Below are 17693 nucleotides of genomic sequence, written 5' to 3' on the forward strand. Positions count from 1 at the left end.
AATACCACAAATTAACAACATATTAACAATTTTACGGTAGATTTTTTTGGGGGTAAACCAATATTGAGTGAAAATTTATGGCGAAAAAAGAACAAAATACATGGGTAACCTTAAGTTCAGAAATTAAATACAATAATCCTTGGATTAAACTCACTGAACACAAGGTTCTAAATCCGGCCGGGAACGAAGGAATATATGGCGTTGTTGACTTTAAAAACATGGCCATTGGCGTTTTACCGCTTGACGAAGATTATAATACGTGGCTAGTCGGTCAGTGGCGTTTTCCATTAAAAGCTTATAGTTGGGAAATTCCTGAAGGAGGAGGGCCCTTGGGTATTGATCCATTGGAATCGGCCAAGAGGGAACTAAAGGAAGAAACCGGATTAATTGCAGGAAAATATACAGAATTAGGTGGGATTCATACTAGTAATTCGGTTTGTAATGAGTCTGGTCTACTTTATTTAGCACAAGATTTAACCTTAACAGAGGCTGAACCGGAAGAAAGCGAAGATCTTCAATTAAAAAAAATACCCTTTGAAGAAGCTTATCAAATGGTAATGGACGGAAGAATAACAGATTCTTTAAGTATGGTTGCCATTCTAAAAGTGAAAATAATGATCGAGAAAGGGCTTATTTAACCTTAAGTCTAGCTAAGAAATTTAAAATTATCACTTCTTTCAATCTCTACTTTACTTAATTAATTACCTTTGCGCTCTTCTATTTAAAAAATTATACTACTAAATGAAAGCACTTGTACAGAATTTCACTAGCCAGCTTAAAGAGGCGAAAAACATTGCAGATAAAGCGGTTATTTCTGAAAGCAAAAACATTCAAAATATATTAATCAGTGGCCTTGGTGGCTCAGGCATTGGCGGAACCATTATTTCTGAATTAATTGCCGATTCTTGTACTGTACCTATCATCATTAATAAGGATTATTTCTTGCCGGCTTTTGTAAATGAAAATACCCTTGTGATTATTTCAAGCTACTCTGGTAATACTGAAGAAACTTTAAGTGCTATGCAAATTGCTATTTCTAAAAAAGCACAAGTAGTTTGCGTTACAAGTGGTGGCAAGGTTTTAGAATTGGCGAAACAACATCAATTTGATTTTATTGAAATTCCTGGTGGAAAACCTCCTCGCGCGTGTATAGGTTTTGGTTTAATTGAAATGATTCAGGTTTTGGTTGCCAAAGGATTTGCTGATAAAAAACTATTCTCAGATCTAGAAAAAAGTATTACTCTTCTTGATAATGAAAATGAGACTATAAAATCAGAAGCAAAAAAAATAGCTGACCGTTTACTAAATAAATTTCCGATACTATATTCTTTGGGTAGTTGCGAAGGAACAGTAGTTCGTTTCAGACAACAAATAAACGAGAATAGTAAAATGCTTTGTGGGCATCACACTTTTCCGGAAATGAATCACAACGAGTTAGTTGGTTGGACAACTAAAAACGAAAGTATAGTTGTAGTTACTTTTCATACTTCGTTTGATTATGCGCGCACAAAAAAACGTTACGAAGTGTGTAGACCGATTTTCGAAAAATACTCAAGTGGGGTAATTGATATAATTGCGAAGGGTGAAAGTAAACTAGAGCAATTTCTTTATCTTATAAATATTGGTGATTGGATTAGCTGTTATATAGCTGATTTGAGAGGGATTGATCCTGTGGAAGTAAATGTGATTGATCATTTGAAGAAAGAGCTGTCGAAATTTTAACATCCCTTCTTTAACCACAAAGGACACAAAGTAGATCACAAAAACCACAAAGAAAATTTTCGAAGTTTCCTTTCAGATTTGCTAATTCAACTTTATTTTATTGAACAAATGCCAGCAAACAAAACCATAATTTTCCAAGATCTTGGTGTAATGGACTACAAACACTGCTGGGATTATCAGGAGGAATTGTTTAATAAAACCATACAACAAAAAATCGCTAATAGAAATCTTCCTGAAACAGAACAAACACAAACCAAAAATCATTTATTATTTGTAGAACATCCGCATGTTTATACCCTTGGTAAAAGTGGTGATGAAAAAAATCTTCTTTTAAATGAAGAAGCTCTTTCAGAAAAAGCTGCAACTTATTATAAAATAAATCGGGGTGGCGATATTACTTATCATGGCCCGGGACAGTTAGTAGCTTACCCTATTTTAGATTTGGATAACTTTTTCACCGACATACATAAATATTTAAGATTACTTGAAGAAACAATTATTCTTACTTTAAAAGAGTATGGCGTTGAAAGTGGCAGAAGCGCAGGAGAAACTGGTGTATGGCTAGATGCAGAGGATAAAACAAAAGCTAGAAAAATTTGCGCCATGGGTGTGAGGTGCAGCAGATGGGTGACCATGCATGGCTGGGGGTTTAATGTAAATGCAAATTTAGATTACTTTAATAATATTATTCCTTGTGGAATTCAAGATAAGGCAGTAACTAGCTTAAATAAAGAACTTGGCAAAGAAGTGGATATGAATGAAATTAAAGACAAATTGAAAAAGAACTTTACAAAACTTTTTGGTGCCCATTTTTTTCAAAAGTAATTTACTCAGTAACTACAAGTTTTTGAAAATATGTTTTTTGTTTTATCTCAACACTAAACAAGTACACACCAATTTTGAGGTTATACTCTGGTATAATTTCGAAAGTTGATTTATTCGAATCTGGCGTATAACGATTTTTATATACTTGCTGCCCTAATGCTGAAAAAACTGTAATCCCGATTTCTGTATGGGTTTGATTATTTGCGGTTAATAGAATACTTTTCCCATTATTTGGATTAGGAAAGATTGAAATATCTTCACTAAGTTTATTCTTAGTATTTAGCGAAATTATTGGGCTGTAAGTATACGTTTTGTCAAAATCGACTTGTCTCAAGCGATAATAATATGTTTTATCCCATAAAATATTATCGTCTTTATGAGTATAGATTCTTTCTTGGCTCGTAGTTCCCGCACCTTTTTTGACACAAATCAGTGACCAATCGTTTCCATCCTCAGATCGTTGTAATTCATAAAAGTCGTTGTCTTTTTCCGATAAAGTTTTCCAAACTATTTCTGCCACACTTTCTAAATTTAGAGAGGCGCCAAAGTCCACTAAATTAATTGGCAACGGAGCAGAAGTTGTTGTAATAACTCCAGCGTTATTCGTACCCGTTGGTGCTCCCGCAGAATTTGTACATGGACTGCTGCTATCGTTACATCCAGAGGAACCGTTATTTACCTGAGTTGTGATGTTTGAAGTTGGTTGTGCAACTGAATATATTACAACGCCTTGTGCGCCTCCGCCGCCGCCAGCATGTGCTGAAGTGTGCACTGTACCGCCGCCGCCGCCATTCGCGGAAATTGTCAATGCGCACGCGCCAACAATATTAAACGCACCTGTTTGAATAACTATTGAGCCAGCGGCTCCACCACCGCCCTGCCCATCATTCGTAAGTCCTGTTACAGTATTGCCATTCGCGGAAATCAGCCGACCGCCACAAGCGCCTTGCGTAACTATACTTCCGGCTTTAACCAAAATAATACCACCACCATTTCCACCTGCACTACCCTGAGAATCGTTTTGTTGACCGCCACCGCCACCGCCACCCATAAAAATACGTGTAGCAGAAATTTGAGTTGAAAACGAAACGCCTCCTAAGCCGCCACCCCCCGGACCCGCGCAGGACCAACCATGTCCACCAACTCCTCCGGTTGTGTAATTTCCGCCGCCGCCGCCGCCGCAATTAATCCATTCACTTCCACCACCTCCGCCATTTAATAGATGACCACGCGCATATAAAAAATCTGTTGTTGACGTCTTGTAAATACCTTCCCCTTTAAGGGCTGCTCTATTATGATTACTGGTTCGGACATATTCCGTGGTAAGACATCCAGAGCCACCTGCGTAATAATTAGCAGAAGCTGCGCCTCCTCTAAAACCTAGACCATTAGCGCTTAAATTATGTGCTAATGTAAGAGTACCGGTAACCTGAAATGCCAAAACTCCACCTGTTGTTCCATTCCATGCCTTAGCCGACATATTAGACGTGGTTGTATAATTTGGAGAACCATAATTTCGAAAAGTAATTAATTGAACAGACGAATTGCTATTAAAGTTATATGTATTTACAGGTAAAGTCGACAGAACGATTGTTACCGGCAAACCAGCCGCTTCGGTATGCGAGGAAATTTGTAAAACCTCGTAAAGACCGGCTGATTGGATAGAAGCTAGGTCACCGAAAGAGGAAACATTCGTTGTGTTAGAACCGATACAATTATCTTGCATTTGCATGATTACAACTTTATCTCCATCTTCAAATGTATGACCAGTTTCATCTACACTTGCAACGGATAAAGTAGTGCCAGATATCGCAGTTATGTTGGCGTAACCATTCACTACCTGACATTTAAAAGAAGTGAATACAATGCTTAAAAAAGAAAGTAAAATTAACCGCATGGCACAAAGTTAAGATATTCAAGAACAGCACACAATTATTCATGTTTGGATAGATTTCTTGGCTAAATTCGAATGCAAAATGAACGAAATGATTAATAAGGGTTCTGTTTCCTAACGAGCTTTGCAAACAATTTTGGAAAGAAGCGTCTTATATGCACCATTAAGATTTCTTTACCACCAATGTAAATTTCTTCTTTGCTTTTCCGAATGCCAGTAATGATTTGTTTAGCACATTCTTCTGCTGACAGTGCGTTTTCGTGACTTGGATCCATTTCATTATGCTTTTCACCAGAAGAAGTAACGGCATTGTTAGAAACGTTAGTTTTAATTTTTCCAGGGCATACAATTAGTGTTTTGATGTTATACTTTTCTGTTTCAAGACGGAGTGAATCAAAAAAACCATGTAATGCATGTTTCGCAGCGCTATATGATGTTCTTAAAAAGAACCCAAATTTGCCTGCAATGCTGCTGATAATAATTAGCTGCCCGCCTTTTTGACGCTTCATGTATGGTAGAACTGCCTTAGTTAAACTCACGTAAGAAAAATAGTTTACTTCCATTAACTGTCTATCGATATCAATAGAGGTTTCCATTGCTTCGCTACGTTGGCTATATCCACCATTGTTTACGAGAATATCTATTCTACCAAACTTATTTATAATTTGTGCTGTTAAACCACTTGCGTTTTTTGTGTCACTCAAATCAAATGGTAAAATCATCAAATCAAGTTCGGGTAATTTGGTTAAATCTGCTACCCTTTTTAATTCATCTTCTCTTCTTGCTGATAAAATTAATCGCGCTCCCAATTTTGCAAATTCAAATGCTAAGGCTTCCCCTATTCCGGAAGATGCGCCAGTAATCCAAACAACTTTATCTTTAAAATCAATCATTTTAGTGTTTCATAAACTTCGGTATAAAAATCCAAATAATTACGCGCTGTTTTTTGCCAATTAAATTGTAGTGCCCACTCTTTTAATTGCTGTGATTTATTTTTAGAGCTCTCAAAATCCTCTATTCCATCGTTAAAAGCTTCAACCATATTTGTTGAATCAAAGTTTTTCCAATAATAAGCGTGTTTCCCTCCTACTTCAGATAAAGATGTTTTATCGGAAAGAAAAACAGGTTTTCCCTGGCTCATGGCTTCAATTACTGGTAAACCAAATCCTTCAGAAAGGGATGGAAAAACAAATGCTTTGCAATTTTGATACAACCAATATTTTTCTTCTTCAGTTACCGGTCCTAAAAAAACAACTCTATTATCAATCTCCATTTCGTTTGCTAACATTTTAATCTGGTTAACATATTCATGTGAGTTGTTTCCTGCAATTACCAAATTATAATTAGTCGATTTAATTAAGGGGAGTAATACGTGAAAATTCTTTTTAGGATTTACAATCCCAATTGAAAATAAATAGTCACCCGTAATTAATTTTTCAGGTCTTTTAGGAATAAGATCAGTATTTAAACAGTTTCCATTATAAATTACCTTAGTTGGAACATCTGGAAAAATTAAATACCGAGAGGCTAATTGTTTTGTAAAGTTGGAAATAAATGTTAATCCTTTTGCCCTACTTACTTTTTGCTGTAATGCTTTTAATTTTTGTTGTTGTTTAACACTCGAATATTTTTCTAAAAAATTTAAATCATGAATTGTTAGAATTGTAGGAATACGTTTTGGAAACAAATGTGAGTCCTGGTGTGTGCAATGGAAGAGTTGAAGGTTTTTATTCCGAACTCCAATTAATTTATCTAAAAAATTAACCGTGTGATTTTTAGTCCTCTGTTTAAAATTAGAATAGCCTTGAGGAAAATAAAAAGAAAAAAGCTCGCTGTTTTGTTCTTCACGTAGAAGATTCTCAAACAGATTTTTGCAAAATTGACCTAAGCCGCTATTCGGATTTCTTAACCTTTCTAAATCAATACCTATATTAATTTTCATACAGTGGCAATTGTGTGAGATAAAAATCCGTTGTTAAACTAATTGGTAATTGTTTTTTGCTTGTATAAATTTCTTAATTTTTTATATTTCAAATAGGTTGCATAAGCGGAGATTTTTGAAATTAAAAATCCAGTTTTTCCATCCAAAAGCCCTAAATGTAAAAAGTAGTGATCGATAAACTTTGCGATCGGATTAACAACTAATTTAAATAAAGGCGCTCCTTTTCCATTTTTAAAATACGCCTTAGAAGCAATATTAGTAAAGTATTCCACTTGTTTGTAATGATCTTGAACAGAATAATAGCTATAATGTAAAATATCTCCTTTTAAACGCCCTGCATTTTTATCACCGGCAAACAATTCATATTTATCGTGCGGGTTAATTCCTGTCCAACGACCTTTACGATTATCAAATAAGCGTAATTTTTTATCGGGGTACCAACCGCAATATTTTACCCAATGTCCGCAATAATTCGTGAGCCGGCTTAAATAATAACCTTCTTTTTCAAAATTTGCTTTAGCTGCTTTAATGGACCCTATTAAGGTTTCATCTAGTTCCTCATCGGCGTCCAATGATAAAATATAGGCATTAGTAGCAAAAGTAATTGCTCTATTCTTTTGCTGAATGTGTCCGTCAAAAGCGTGTTGAAAGAACTTAACATTGTATTTTTGACATATTAATGGTGTAGAATCTGTACTAAACGAATCGAGTACGATAATCTCGTCGGCCACTTCTTTTACTGAAAGCAGACAACGTTCGATGTTCTTTTCCTCATTAAAGGTTATTATGACCACTGATAATTTTATCACGGCGTAAAAGTACCAAATTTTATAGAACTGCTATATTTGCATTGTGCAGCAAGTCATATATAAAACCCTAAAAGAACATCATATTTTAACCATCGCTTTATTTGTTTGCATGGCAGTATATTCTAAATTTTTGTTTTTTGGTCATATTAGTTGGGATGATCCTGAAATGGTGTTTAAAAATCAAGCTGTTAAAGACTTTGATCTTAAATTTTTATTTACAAATCACTTTGTGGGGAATTATATTCCCGTGACAATGATGGTGCATTCTTTTACCTGGTTTATTTTTGAAAATCATACCGGCGGACATCACGCTGTAAATATTTTACTTCATCTTTTAAATGGCATACTAATTTATTCAATAGGAAAACACTTGTTTAAAAACGAGGTGATCAGCAATATTGGCGCCATTATTTTTTTGCTTCACCCTATACAAATTGAGTCTGTTGCCTGGATAAGTGAATTAAAAAATGTGCTTTCGACTACTTTTTATTTAGCAGGTATTTTACAGTATTTAAACTTTATAGAAAATGAATCTAAGAAAAGCTACGCTCTTTGTTTTTTATTTTTTGTTTTAGGTTGTTTGAGTAAATCTTCAACTGTTGTTTTTCCATTGAGTTTAATATGTATTGATTTAATCGTTCGGCAAAAAATAATATTTAAAAACTTTTTAAATAAGATTCCTTTTTTAGTGCTTTCTGTTTTGTTTGGAATAATAAATATTAAAACACAAACGGCTGATATGTTTATTAATCATGCGCACGAATTCCCGTACTATCAGAGGGTTGGTTTTGCTGGCTTTGCGTTTGTTAAATATGCCCTACTCTTTTTATTTCCGTTAAACTTAAGTGTCATTTATCCCTATCCTGAAATTAAGACACCTGTGTTTATGCTAGGTTTCTTTGCAATTATAAGTCTTTTAAGCTTGTTAACATTCTGCATTTGGAAAAAGAAATTAAATACCAGCGCAGTGATAGTTTTTATATTCGTGAATTTGATTCTCGTGTTACAACTAATGCCCTTTGGAGAAGTGCTTTATGCAGACAGGTATTTGTACGTTCCTATCATAGGTTTAGCTTGGCTTTTTGGAATGATTATTTCAAAAATAAAAACCCAAGTTAAATTTATTAGCATTTTAATTATTTTGTTTTTTACGGTATTTACATTTGCGAGAACAAACACTTGGAAAAGCGCCATTATTCTTTATGAAGACATTCTTAAGAATTATCCAGATCAATTTATTGCCTTGAATAGTGCTGGAGTTGAATGTATGTTTCTAAACGAAGATAAAAAATCTTTAGACTACTTTGATAGGGCAACTGCCATAGCACCGCGCAACTACAAAGGTTTTTATAACAAAGGCTTACTCTTTTTAAAAAACAATAAGCCAGAGCTTGCAATTAAAAGTTTTAATAAAAGCCTAGAACTTTATGATTACGGAAAAGCCTATACTGGAAGGGCTTCGGCTTACTATCTTTTAGGAGACTTTTCAAAAGCAATTAATGACGCGCAATTAGCATTAAAAACAGATGTAAATAATTCAAAGGCGCATTTTGTTTTGGCAAATTGCTATAACGATCTCAATCAGCTTGATGAAGCAATGTATGAATACAATAAAAGTATTGAACTCAATAAAAACGAACCCGACTTTTATTTTAAACGCGCAATTACTTTTGGTAAAAAACAAGATTTTATTTCGTGCCTAAATGATTTAATTGTGTGCACGAGTATAAGGCCAGACTATTATGAAGCTTACTATTGGAAAGGTGTTGCGAAAATAAATTTAAAACAAAATCCTTGTGAAGATTTAAAAATAGCAGCACAACATAATTTTGAACCTGCCGTAAATGCATTCAATAAATATTGTCGCTAAACTTCAATTAATAAAAGTTCCTCATGAAAACTACAATTATACAAACTTCACTTCATTGGGAAAACCGTGAAAAAAATATCGCTCATTTTGACAATTTAATTTCTTCTATTAAAGAAAGGACAAACCTAATTATTCTACCAGAAATGTTTACAACTGGGTTTTCCATGAATCCGGAAAAAGTTTCTGAACCCTCAAATGGAGGAACTTTAAAGTGGTTAAAACAAAAAGCAAAAGAAAAAAACTGTGTAATAACAGGTAGTGTGGCAGTTGAAGAAAAAGGAAACTATTACAATCGTTTGTTTTGGGTAAATGAATCTGGAGAGTATAAAACATACGACAAGCGTCATTTATTTAGGATGGCAAAAGAAGACACGCATTATACTGCCGGATCTAAAAAGCTTATTGCTAAAATTAATGATTGGAATATTTGTCCATTAGTATGCTACGATTTACGCTTCCCTGTTTGGAGTAGAAATAGATTTGATTTAAAAGGAGAGAGTCGGCAGTCGGCAGTTGGCAGCGAGCAGTCAGGAGTGGGTAGTTGGGAGTACGATGTTTTAATTTATGTAGCTAATTGGCCGGAGGTTAGGAATTATCCATGGAAACAGTTATTGATTGCGCGTGCGATTGAAAATCAATGCTATGTTATAGGTGTTAATCGCATTGGCAAAGACGGCAATGATTTTTCTCATTCAGGTGACAGTGTTGTTATAAATCCGCGCGGAGAAATTATAAGTGTTACAAAAGCCAACGAAGAAAGTATAGAAACTGTTTTTTTGGATAAAAACTACCTTGAGGAGTTTAGAACAATCTTTCCAGTTGGTCTTGATTCGGATTTTTTCGAATTAAAATAAATTATTTCTATAAAATATTTTTATCCTTTTTTTCGGTGAATCATTATTCTCACCGAGTGAAGGTTATTTGTCCTCGAGTGAACCGTTTATATTTTAACAATTAAAGGTCGATGTTTAATTTATTTGGCTTTGATTAGCATTTTTCACCAACTCTTTTAAAAATAAAATTGTACTTAGTGAGAGAGGGTAATTTAATCCTCTAACTAAAAACTTAAGTCAAACCTAAAACCAACACCCATGAAAAAAATTACAAAACACCTTTTTTACAGCAGTCTTTTTATAGCTGCTATGTTCATTACCCACAATGTAAAGGCTCAAATGCCTATAACGGTTACATCGGGTCAAATCTGCTACAGTGCAGGAAGCAACACTGCAAATGCTAGTGTAATTACCTTTTCACCTAGTTGGACATTCTCGTGGACTGCTATAGGATCAAGTTCTACGTGTGCAATAAGCTATTCAAACGTTACTTCAAATGGAAGTTCTGTTGATTTCAATTTTGGCTGTTGTGGAGTTTACACGCTTAATTGTTCAGCCTACAGCGGCAGCAGTCTTGTAACAACGGTGTCGCAAACATATGCAGTTGCTTGCCCTCAAAACATTGTTGCTACCAGCTCACCAGGTTCGACCTTATGCGCAGGAACAACAGCCACCCTATCTGCTTCTGGAGCTGTTACATATACTTGGAATGTTGGTGCCACAGGCGCAAACATTCTTGTTACACCTAGTGTTAGCACGTGTTATTCAGTAGTTGGAACAAATGCGAACGGATGTCAGAGTAATACTGGCGTGATTTGTCTATTTCTAAACAATTGGCCAACGCTTAGTATTAATGGGCCAACAACTTGCATGGGTTCAAGTGCTGTATATTCCGTGAGTGGTGCGCTTACCTGCACCTGGTTAACGACTCCGCCAACAGTGGGCTATACAACAAGTATTATTCCGGGCGTTTTTCCGATTGGTTCTGCGCTATCAGTAATTGGAACAGGATCAAACGGCTGTACCGGCACCTATTCTACAATGGTTTATGCTGATACCACTTGCGTGAACGTATGGCCAGGAGATGCGAACAGTGATGGAATCGTGAATAATTTAGATGTTCTTCAATTAGGCTTATCCTTTGCCGCAACAGGAGCTGCCAGATCTCCCGGAGGAAATTCGTTTACTAGTCAGTATGCAACTGCTTGGATTGGAAATGGAAGTACGGGTAAAAATAAGGCGCACATTGATTGTAACGGAGATGGAACTGTGAATAATAATGATACAGTAGCGATTCATACTAATTACTCATCTGCACATTCATTTAAACCATCAAATGGTTCCTCAACTAATTCAGATATTAGTCTGATTGTCCCTAATACTGTAACTGAAGGTACCTGGAACAAAGCAGACATAATGCTTGGCACTTCGGTAAGTCCTATTAGTCAGTTATATGGTACTGCATTTGAAATTAACTATGATAACGCAATGATTGAAAACAACTCGGTTTATATCATTTATAGTGCTTCATTTTTAAATGCGGCTAACCAAAATGTGCAGTTTAGAAAGACTTATTTTAATAATGGCAAGCTTTATGCGGCAAGTGTTAGAACAGACGCCAGTAACGTTTCAGGCAATGGAAAAATAGGTGAGTTTTGGTTTAAACCAAAAACAGGTTTAGCGGCAAACTCGGTAATTAACTTATCTACTTCTAATTCAAGTAAGATTGGGAATTCAGGTGTAAATTCATCCTTAACGGATGGTTCAGCTGTAAGCACTACTATAGCTAATTCAGTTGGATTAAAAGAAACCTTTTTACAAAACAATGTTAGATATTTTCCTAACCCTGCTTCAAACAAACTTACAATACAAAGTGATGTAAATGCAACTATTAATTATGTTGTTTTTGATATTGTTGGTAGAGAATTAACAAAAGGTGAATTTACTAATGTTACAAACGTTGATTTGTCTTCTTATGCAAATGGAACATACATTATTCGTTTAGAATCAGGTTCTGCTACAACTTATAAAAAAGTAGTAATCGAAAAATAAATTCATTTACAAGTACTCATTTTCTACAACCCCCCTTCTCTCCTGTGACGTGTTTCGCAGGTAAAAGAGAAGGGGGTTGTTTTTTTGACTCATTTTTTGATTATCTTAGTATTAAGTTCTATTCTAAAATTTAAGATTGCATAAAAAATAAATCCATGAAAAAATACATCTACATCTTAATTATTATTTCTGCCTTTTTCATTTCCATAAATGATATTTGCGCTCAATCCCTTGCTTTTTCTTTTGGGCAACAGCCGTTATGTTGGACCTCCGGAAGTACAACTCAAACGTTATCAGTAACCTCTTCACCTCCGGGTACTGCGACTTACTCGTGGAATACTACCTCTGGAACAACCTGCACGAATAACGCATCAGGAGCAACAACTACCGTAAATCTAGGCACTTGCTGTGGCGTCTACTCTGTAACTTGTAGCGCCTATAATTCAAGCAATGTCTTTATTTCAAGTGTAACACAAACCATGAATATAACCTGTCCGACTTGGCTTAATATTACTGTTAGTCCAAATAACGGAATCATGTGCACTGGCAATACAGGCACATTTGTTGCTTCTGGTGCTGTGGGGTATACTTGGAGTTCTGGATCCAATTCAAACTCAATTATTGTCAGTCCATCGGTCAGTACCTGTTATTCTCTTTCAGCAGTTAACGCCTCGGGATGTATGATAGCAACAACAGCTTGTTTTTCTGTTTTTCCCACACCAACTGTTAGCCTAAGCCCACCAATCACTATTTGTGCTGGGCAGATTGCTACACTTTCCTGTTGGGGCGGAGCGATCAGTTATACTTGGATACCGGGAGGTTTTCAAGGAGCAAACCCAGTTGTATCGCCTTTTTCAACTACCATTTACACCGTCATAGCTTCTAATGGTTCCTGTGCTACAACTGGCACTACAGCTGTTGCTGTAAACCCTAACCCTAGTGTGGCTGTAAATTCCAATACAAACAATGCCTGTCAGGGGGCATCTGTCGTTCTTTCTGCAACAGGAGCTAACACATACACATGGAGTACCAGCGCTACAACTTCTTCCGTAACTGTAAACCCGATTATGTACACCTGTTATAGCGTAACTGGTCAAAGCAGTCAGAATTGCATTGGTACAACGGTAATATGCTTATCCGTACAAGCTACTAATATGCTGATAAGTCCCACTTCTCAAACAGTTTGCAAAGGTTCAAGCGCAAGTTTCACTGCCTCTGGGGCAAGTTCATATACTTGGAATACTACTCCAACTTTGAACACTTCAGCAATTAATATTATACCTAACTCGAGTACTAGTTATTCAGCTTCGGGAACAGGAACTAATGGGTGTATTGGTATTAGCGCAGCTTATGTTTTTGTTGACAGCACATGTGTAAACGTATGGCCTGGAGATGCAAACAGTGACGGAACTGTGAATAATTTAGATGTTCTTGAATTAGGTTTATCCTTTTCTGCAACTGGGACTGCAAGATCTCCAGGAGGAAATTCGTTTACCAGTCAGTTTGCGACTGCTTGGATTGGGAATGGAAGTACGGGAAAAAATAAAGCGCACATTGACTGTAACGGTGACGGAACTGTAAATAACAGTGATACATTCGCTATTTTTAATAACTATTTATTAACCCATTCTTTTAGACCATCTAATACATCTTCAACTAATTCAGACATTAGCCTTGTAGTGCAACCAAATGTGTTTGAAGGCACTTGGAACAAAGCAGACATCATGCTTGGCACTTCAATAAGTCCTATTAATCAGTTATATGGTACGGCTTTCGAAATTAACTATGACAATGCTATGATTGAAACTAATTCTGTGTACATTATTTATACAGGTTCATTTTTAAATGCAGCTAACCAAAACGTGCAGTTTAGTAAGACGTATTTTAATAATGGTAAACTTTATGCGGCAAGCGTTAGAGTAGATGGCAGTAATGTTTCAGGTGACGGCAAGATTGGTGAATTTTGGTTTAAACCAAAAACAGGTTTAGCAGCAAACTCAGTAATTAATTTATCTACTTCTAATTCGAGTAAGATTGGAAATTCAGGTGTAAATACATTATTAACAGATGGTACAGCCGCAACCACTATTCTAGCGAATATTGTTGGATTAACAAAAAATTCATTGCATACTAGCGTTAGGTGTTTTCCTAACCCTACTTCAAACAAACTTACAATTCAAAGTGATGTAAATGCAACTATTAATTATGTTGTTTTTGATATTGTTGGTAGAGAGTTAATAAAAGGAGAATTTAATAACGTTGCAAACGTTGATTTGTCTTCTTATACAAATGGAACATACATTATTCGTTTAGAATCAGGTTCTGCTACAACTTATAAAAAATTAGTAATCGAAAAATAAAATGCCTACTAAAATAAAACCTCTTCCAACATTTTGGAAGGGGTTTTTTATTTGTTATTTGTAAAATGCTACACATTAATTCCACCGCTCACTTCAATGCGTTGACCATTGATCCATTTTGCATCTTCCGAACATAAGAACGCAACAACTCCGCCAATATCGTCTGCTTGCCCCACTCTTCCCAACGGAGACAGTGTCGCTAAAAAGCCTTTCATTTGAGGGTTACTGCGAATGGCAGCGTTGTTAAAATCAGTTTCAATGGGTCCGGGCGCTACAACATTTGCTGTGATGCCTTTTGCGCCCAATTCTTTTGCGAAATATTTCGTAAGCGTTTCAATAGCACCTTTCATAGAAGCGTAAACGGAATAACCTGGATTTGCAAAGCGTGTTGTTCCGCTTGAAAGGTTAATGATTCGTCCACCTTCATTCATATGCGCAATACTTTTTTGCGTTAAAAAATAAACGCTTTTGTAATGCACGTTTAAAAATTCATCAAAAATTTCTTCAGTTACTTGCTCAAAAGGGATCGTTTTTCCCATACCAGCATTGTTGATGAGAAAATCGAATTTATCCGTTTTAAATTTTTCTTTTAGTGTTGATGAAAGAGAACTTATAAACCCATCCAAACTTTTAAAATTATTAAGATCCAATTGTAAAGCATATGCCTTTCTACCGATGGCTTCAATTTCCTTTACAAGGGCTTCTGCTTCGGTTTTACTGTTTACATAAGTAATGATGACATCGTTTCCTTTTTGCGCAAGGCTAAATGCCATATTTTTTCCTAGTCCGCGGCTGCCACCAGTGACTACTGCTATTTTTTGTTTGTTTTCCATCTTGTTATTTTTTTGAATTCAAAATTACTCCTTGCGTGCGGAATAAAATGGTGAGAGCTTCAGTAAGAATGGTGAGAGCTTCATATTTTACAAATTTTCAGCACGAAATTGTTTGGGAGTTCTTCCGGTAAACCTTTTAAAAAACTTTGTGAAGTTTGACGGATCGTATGTTAAGCGTATTGCAATTTCTTTGATTGATAAATTTTCTTGTAAAAGTAATTCTTTCGAGGCGTCCACTAGTTTCGCTTCAAAAAAACTGCAGGAAGACTGTCCCGTTACCTCTTTCACAGTATTACTCAAGTGTCCGGGATGCATGTGCATCATCTCTGCAAACTCGCTGATTTCAAGAACGCGATCTTCTTTTCCTGTTTTTAGATCGCCAATATAAACATCTAACTTTTGAAGATACTCCGCGACAATTTGTTTTTGACGTGGAGAAATTACTTTTGGTTCTTTAAGTTCAGATATAAGCATGACTTTTATTTTGCTTTAAAAGTACGGGAAATAAAGTGAAGGAATTATTAAGTAACACTATTTTGCAGTATTCTACATTTAGCTATAATTCATAGCAATGTAGCGGTGTGTTTCGCAGTACCTTAGAGCTATGGAAAGACAGGTGATGCACATGGACTTAGACAGTTTTTTTGTCTCTGTAGAAAGACAATTAAATCCTGCGCTGGAAGGAAAACCCGTATTGGTTGGTGGTAGTAGCGATCGCGGTGTAGTAGCTTCTTGTAGTTACGAAGCCCGTAGTTTTGGAATTCATTCAGCGATGCCTATGCGGATGGCAAGACAGCTTTGTCCGGATGCCATCGTTGTAAAAGGCGATCATGATAAATACAGTGAATATTCTGATCAGGTAACTGATATTATTCGGGAAAATGTTCCTGTTTACGAAAAAGCCTCCATTGATGAGTTTTATGTGGACATGACTGGCATGGATAAATTTTTTGGTTGTTATAAATTGGCAACAGAGATCCGTCAAAAAATAATCAGAGAAACGAATCTACCAATTTCTTTTGCTTTGTCTTCGAATAAAACAGTTGCAAAAATTGGGACGGGAGAGATAAAACCAAACAATCAACAACAAATTCCCTTCGGTACCGAAAAAACTTACTTGGGTCCTTTGTCTATTAAAAAAATTCCAGGGGTTGGTGAAAAAACATACCAGCTCTTGCGCGGCATGGGGATTGAAAAAGTGTGTACTGTACAAGAAATGCCTGTGCAAGTTCTCCAACAAGTTCTCGGTGAAAACGGAATGGGTTTGTGGAGAAAGGCGAATGGTATTGATAATTCTCCCGTTGAGCAATACAACGAACGAAAATCGATTTCTACAGAATGTACGTTTGAAAAAGATACGATAGATGTCGATCATTTAAAACGTGTGTTGTTAAGCATGACGGAAAAATTGTGTTTTCAATTACGCAATGAAGAAAAGTTGACGGGTTGTGTGACCGTAAAAATTCGGTATTCAGATTTTAATACTTACACCATGCAAATGCGTGTTCCATACACAACAATGGATAACACGCTGATTGAAAAAGTAAAAGAATTGTTTGATAAGTTATTTCAGAAACGGATGTTGATTCGTTTGATTGGAATTAAGTTCAGTCATTTAATTCAAGGCACTTACCAAATTGATATGTTTAGTGATACTGCCGAACAAATTCAGTTGTATGCAGCAATGGATAAGCTACGTCAGCGTTTTGGTGAAGATGCCGTGATGCGTGCCGCAGGACTGGGATTGAATAAAAGGGAGACGAGTTTGTTTAATGGAATTAAGAAACTGAATTGAAGTCCCGCCTTCGAGTTTCAACACAGAGGGCACAGAGGGATTGTAAGATAAAAAAGTCCAGTAGGGACGACCTGTTCATAAGAAAAAAAATTAAAGTAAGTAAACTCCGTAGGAGCGACCTGTAAATATGGCAAATACCTATACTCAAATATATATCCAAATTGTTTTCGTCGTTAAAGGACGTCAAAATGTTATTTCAAAAAACAACAGAGAAGAATTGCATAAATACATCACAGGCATCGTTCAAAACAGAGGCCATAAATTACTCAGTATATTTTGTATGCCTGACCACACGCACCTTTTAGTGGGACTAAAACCATCTCAGTCGATTTCAGATTTAGCAAGAGATATAAAAGCAGCTTCCTCTGGATTTATCAATGAAAAAAGATGGATCGCTGGTAAATTCAATTGGCAAGAAGGATTTGGAGCGTTCTCATATGCGAAAGGACAGGTTGAGAACGTAGCGAGATACATCCAAAACCAAGAAGAACATCACAGAAAGAAAAATTTTAAGGACGAATATTTAGAATACTTGAGAGAGTTTGATATTACTTACAACGAAGCTTACCTCTTTGACTGGGTTGAACAGGACGCTCCTACGGAGCTAAAAACCTAACTACCACTTATACAAACAGTATGCTCCTACGGAGCTTGATTAGACAACAACGAAACCACTACTCAGCAATTACACGCAACACAAACAATTTGCTCCTACAGAGCATGATTAAACTAACTAAAATGCTTCTCACTATTACACC

General features: G+C 36.0%; 15 protein-coding genes. 9 read left to right on the forward strand and 6 right to left on the reverse strand.

Going from position 1 to position 17693, the window contains the following annotated elements; genetic code table 11:
- Positions 1–77: 77 nt before the first annotated feature.
- From P2086_RS01040 to lipB, 3 genes are all read left to right on the forward strand, one after another.
- The gene (locus tag P2086_RS01040; RefSeq protein ID WP_317898566.1) at positions 78–638 is read left to right on the forward strand and encodes an NUDIX domain-containing protein; all 561 of its coding nucleotides are present in this window, start codon (positions 78–80) and stop codon (positions 636–638) included.
- A 103-nt stretch (positions 639–741) separates the two neighbouring features.
- On the forward strand, positions 742–1722 hold the full coding sequence (locus P2086_RS01045) for a bifunctional phosphoglucose/phosphomannose isomerase (protein ID WP_317898567.1): 981 nt from the start codon (positions 742–744) through the stop codon (positions 1720–1722).
- A gap of 108 nt (positions 1723–1830) precedes the next feature.
- Positions 1831–2547 (forward strand): lipoyl(octanoyl) transferase LipB, encoded by a 717-nt coding sequence (gene lipB / locus P2086_RS01050; protein ID WP_317898568.1) that lies wholly within the window; start codon positions 1831–1833, stop codon positions 2545–2547.
- 1 nt (position 2548) lies between these two features.
- Here the strand turns inward: lipB and P2086_RS01055 are convergent, their stop codons facing one another.
- From P2086_RS01055 to P2086_RS01070, 4 genes are all read right to left on the reverse strand, one after another.
- A complete protein-coding gene (locus P2086_RS01055) occupies positions 2549–4444 on the reverse strand; it encodes a T9SS type A sorting domain-containing protein (RefSeq protein WP_317898569.1) in 1896 nt (631 codons plus the stop codon).
- A 92-nt stretch (positions 4445–4536) separates the two neighbouring features.
- Positions 4537–5334 (reverse strand): SDR family oxidoreductase, encoded by a 798-nt coding sequence (locus P2086_RS01060; RefSeq protein WP_317898570.1) that lies wholly within the window; start codon positions 5332–5334, stop codon positions 4537–4539.
- Complete coding sequence (locus P2086_RS01065; RefSeq protein WP_317898571.1) at positions 5331–6383, reverse strand: glycosyltransferase family 4 protein; 1053 nt, start codon at positions 6381–6383, stop codon at positions 5331–5333. The genes P2086_RS01060 and P2086_RS01065 overlap by 4 nt, the downstream gene beginning before the upstream one ends.
- A 38-nt stretch (positions 6384–6421) precedes the next feature.
- The gene (locus P2086_RS01070) at positions 6422–7192 is read right to left on the reverse strand and encodes a glycosyltransferase family 2 protein (protein ID WP_317898572.1); all 771 of its coding nucleotides are present in this window, start codon (positions 7190–7192) and stop codon (positions 6422–6424) included.
- A gap of 109 nt (positions 7193–7301) precedes the next feature.
- Here P2086_RS01070 and P2086_RS01075 point away from each other — a divergent pair, with 109 nt between their 5' ends.
- From P2086_RS01075 to P2086_RS01090, 4 genes are all read left to right on the forward strand, one after another.
- Entirely contained in the window at positions 7302–9062 is a 1761-nt protein-coding gene (locus P2086_RS01075) for a tetratricopeptide repeat protein (RefSeq protein WP_317898573.1), read from the forward strand.
- Positions 9063–9085: 23 nt separating this feature from the next.
- Positions 9086–9916, forward strand: a complete 831-nt coding sequence (locus P2086_RS01080) for a nitrilase family protein (RefSeq protein ID WP_317898574.1) — start codon at positions 9086–9088, stop codon at positions 9914–9916.
- Positions 9917–10153: 237 nt separating this feature from the next.
- Entirely contained in the window at positions 10154–11947 is a 1794-nt protein-coding gene (locus P2086_RS01085) for a T9SS type A sorting domain-containing protein (protein ID WP_317898575.1), read from the forward strand.
- 155 nt (positions 11948–12102) lie between these two features.
- On the forward strand, positions 12103–14307 hold the full coding sequence (locus P2086_RS01090) for a T9SS type A sorting domain-containing protein (RefSeq protein ID WP_317898576.1): 2205 nt from the start codon (positions 12103–12105) through the stop codon (positions 14305–14307).
- A 68-nt stretch (positions 14308–14375) separates the two neighbouring features.
- Here the strand turns inward: P2086_RS01090 and P2086_RS01095 are convergent, their stop codons facing one another.
- Together P2086_RS01095 and P2086_RS01100 are read right to left on the reverse strand one after the other, a co-directional pair.
- On the reverse strand, positions 14376–15140 hold the full coding sequence (locus tag P2086_RS01095) for an SDR family NAD(P)-dependent oxidoreductase (protein WP_317898577.1): 765 nt from the start codon (positions 15138–15140) through the stop codon (positions 14376–14378).
- A gap of 87 nt (positions 15141–15227) precedes the next feature.
- Complete coding sequence (locus P2086_RS01100; protein ID WP_317898578.1) at positions 15228–15614, reverse strand: helix-turn-helix domain-containing protein; 387 nt, start codon at positions 15612–15614, stop codon at positions 15228–15230.
- A gap of 130 nt (positions 15615–15744) precedes the next feature.
- Between P2086_RS01100 and dinB the strand changes: the two genes are divergently transcribed.
- Together dinB and tnpA are read left to right on the forward strand one after the other, a co-directional pair.
- Positions 15745–16935 (forward strand): DNA polymerase IV, encoded by a 1191-nt coding sequence (gene dinB, locus P2086_RS01105; protein ID WP_317898579.1) that lies wholly within the window; start codon positions 15745–15747, stop codon positions 16933–16935.
- Between the two features lie 127 nt (positions 16936–17062).
- Entirely contained in the window at positions 17063–17551 is a 489-nt protein-coding gene (tnpA, locus tag P2086_RS01110; RefSeq protein WP_317898580.1) for an IS200/IS605 family transposase, read from the forward strand.
- Positions 17552–17693: the final 142 nt, after the last annotated feature.

It is taken from the genome of Aurantibacillus circumpalustris, from assembly GCF_029625215.1.
Classification (GTDB): Bacteria; Bacteroidota; Bacteroidia; order B-17B0; family Aurantibacillaceae; genus Aurantibacillus; species Aurantibacillus circumpalustris.

What these genes read in the sequence shown, in the direction of transcription:
- P2086_RS01040 (WP_317898566.1), top strand. Translation starts at nt 78, where the DNA reads ATGGCGAAAAAAGAACAAAATACATGGGTAACCTTAAGTTCAGAAATT.
- P2086_RS01045 (WP_317898567.1), top strand. Translation starts at nt 742, where the DNA reads ATGAAAGCACTTGTACAGAATTTCACTAGCCAGCTTAAAGAGGCGAAA.
- lipB (WP_317898568.1), top strand. Translation starts at nt 1,831, where the DNA reads ATGCCAGCAAACAAAACCATAATTTTCCAAGATCTTGGTGTAATGGAC.
- P2086_RS01055 (WP_317898569.1), bottom strand. Translation starts at nt 4,444, where the DNA reads ATGCGGTTAATTTTACTTTCTTTTTTAAGCATTGTATTCACTTCTTTT.
- P2086_RS01060 (WP_317898570.1), bottom strand. Translation starts at nt 5,334, where the DNA reads ATGATTGATTTTAAAGATAAAGTTGTTTGGATTACTGGCGCATCTTCC.
- P2086_RS01065 (WP_317898571.1), bottom strand. Translation starts at nt 6,383, where the DNA reads ATGAAAATTAATATAGGTATTGATTTAGAAAGGTTAAGAAATCCGAAT.
- P2086_RS01075 (WP_317898573.1), top strand. Translation starts at nt 7,302, where the DNA reads ATGGCAGTATATTCTAAATTTTTGTTTTTTGGTCATATTAGTTGGGAT.
- P2086_RS01080 (WP_317898574.1), top strand. Translation starts at nt 9,086, where the DNA reads ATGAAAACTACAATTATACAAACTTCACTTCATTGGGAAAACCGTGAA.
- P2086_RS01085 (WP_317898575.1), top strand. Translation starts at nt 10,154, where the DNA reads ATGAAAAAAATTACAAAACACCTTTTTTACAGCAGTCTTTTTATAGCT.
- P2086_RS01090 (WP_317898576.1), top strand. Translation starts at nt 12,103, where the DNA reads ATGAAAAAATACATCTACATCTTAATTATTATTTCTGCCTTTTTCATT.
- P2086_RS01095 (WP_317898577.1), bottom strand. Translation starts at nt 15,140, where the DNA reads ATGGAAAACAAACAAAAAATAGCAGTAGTCACTGGTGGCAGCCGCGGA.
- P2086_RS01100 (WP_317898578.1), bottom strand. Translation starts at nt 15,614, where the DNA reads ATGCTTATATCTGAACTTAAAGAACCAAAAGTAATTTCTCCACGTCAA.
- dinB (WP_317898579.1), top strand. Translation starts at nt 15,745, where the DNA reads ATGGAAAGACAGGTGATGCACATGGACTTAGACAGTTTTTTTGTCTCT.
- tnpA (WP_317898580.1), top strand. Translation starts at nt 17,063, where the DNA reads ATGGCAAATACCTATACTCAAATATATATCCAAATTGTTTTCGTCGTT.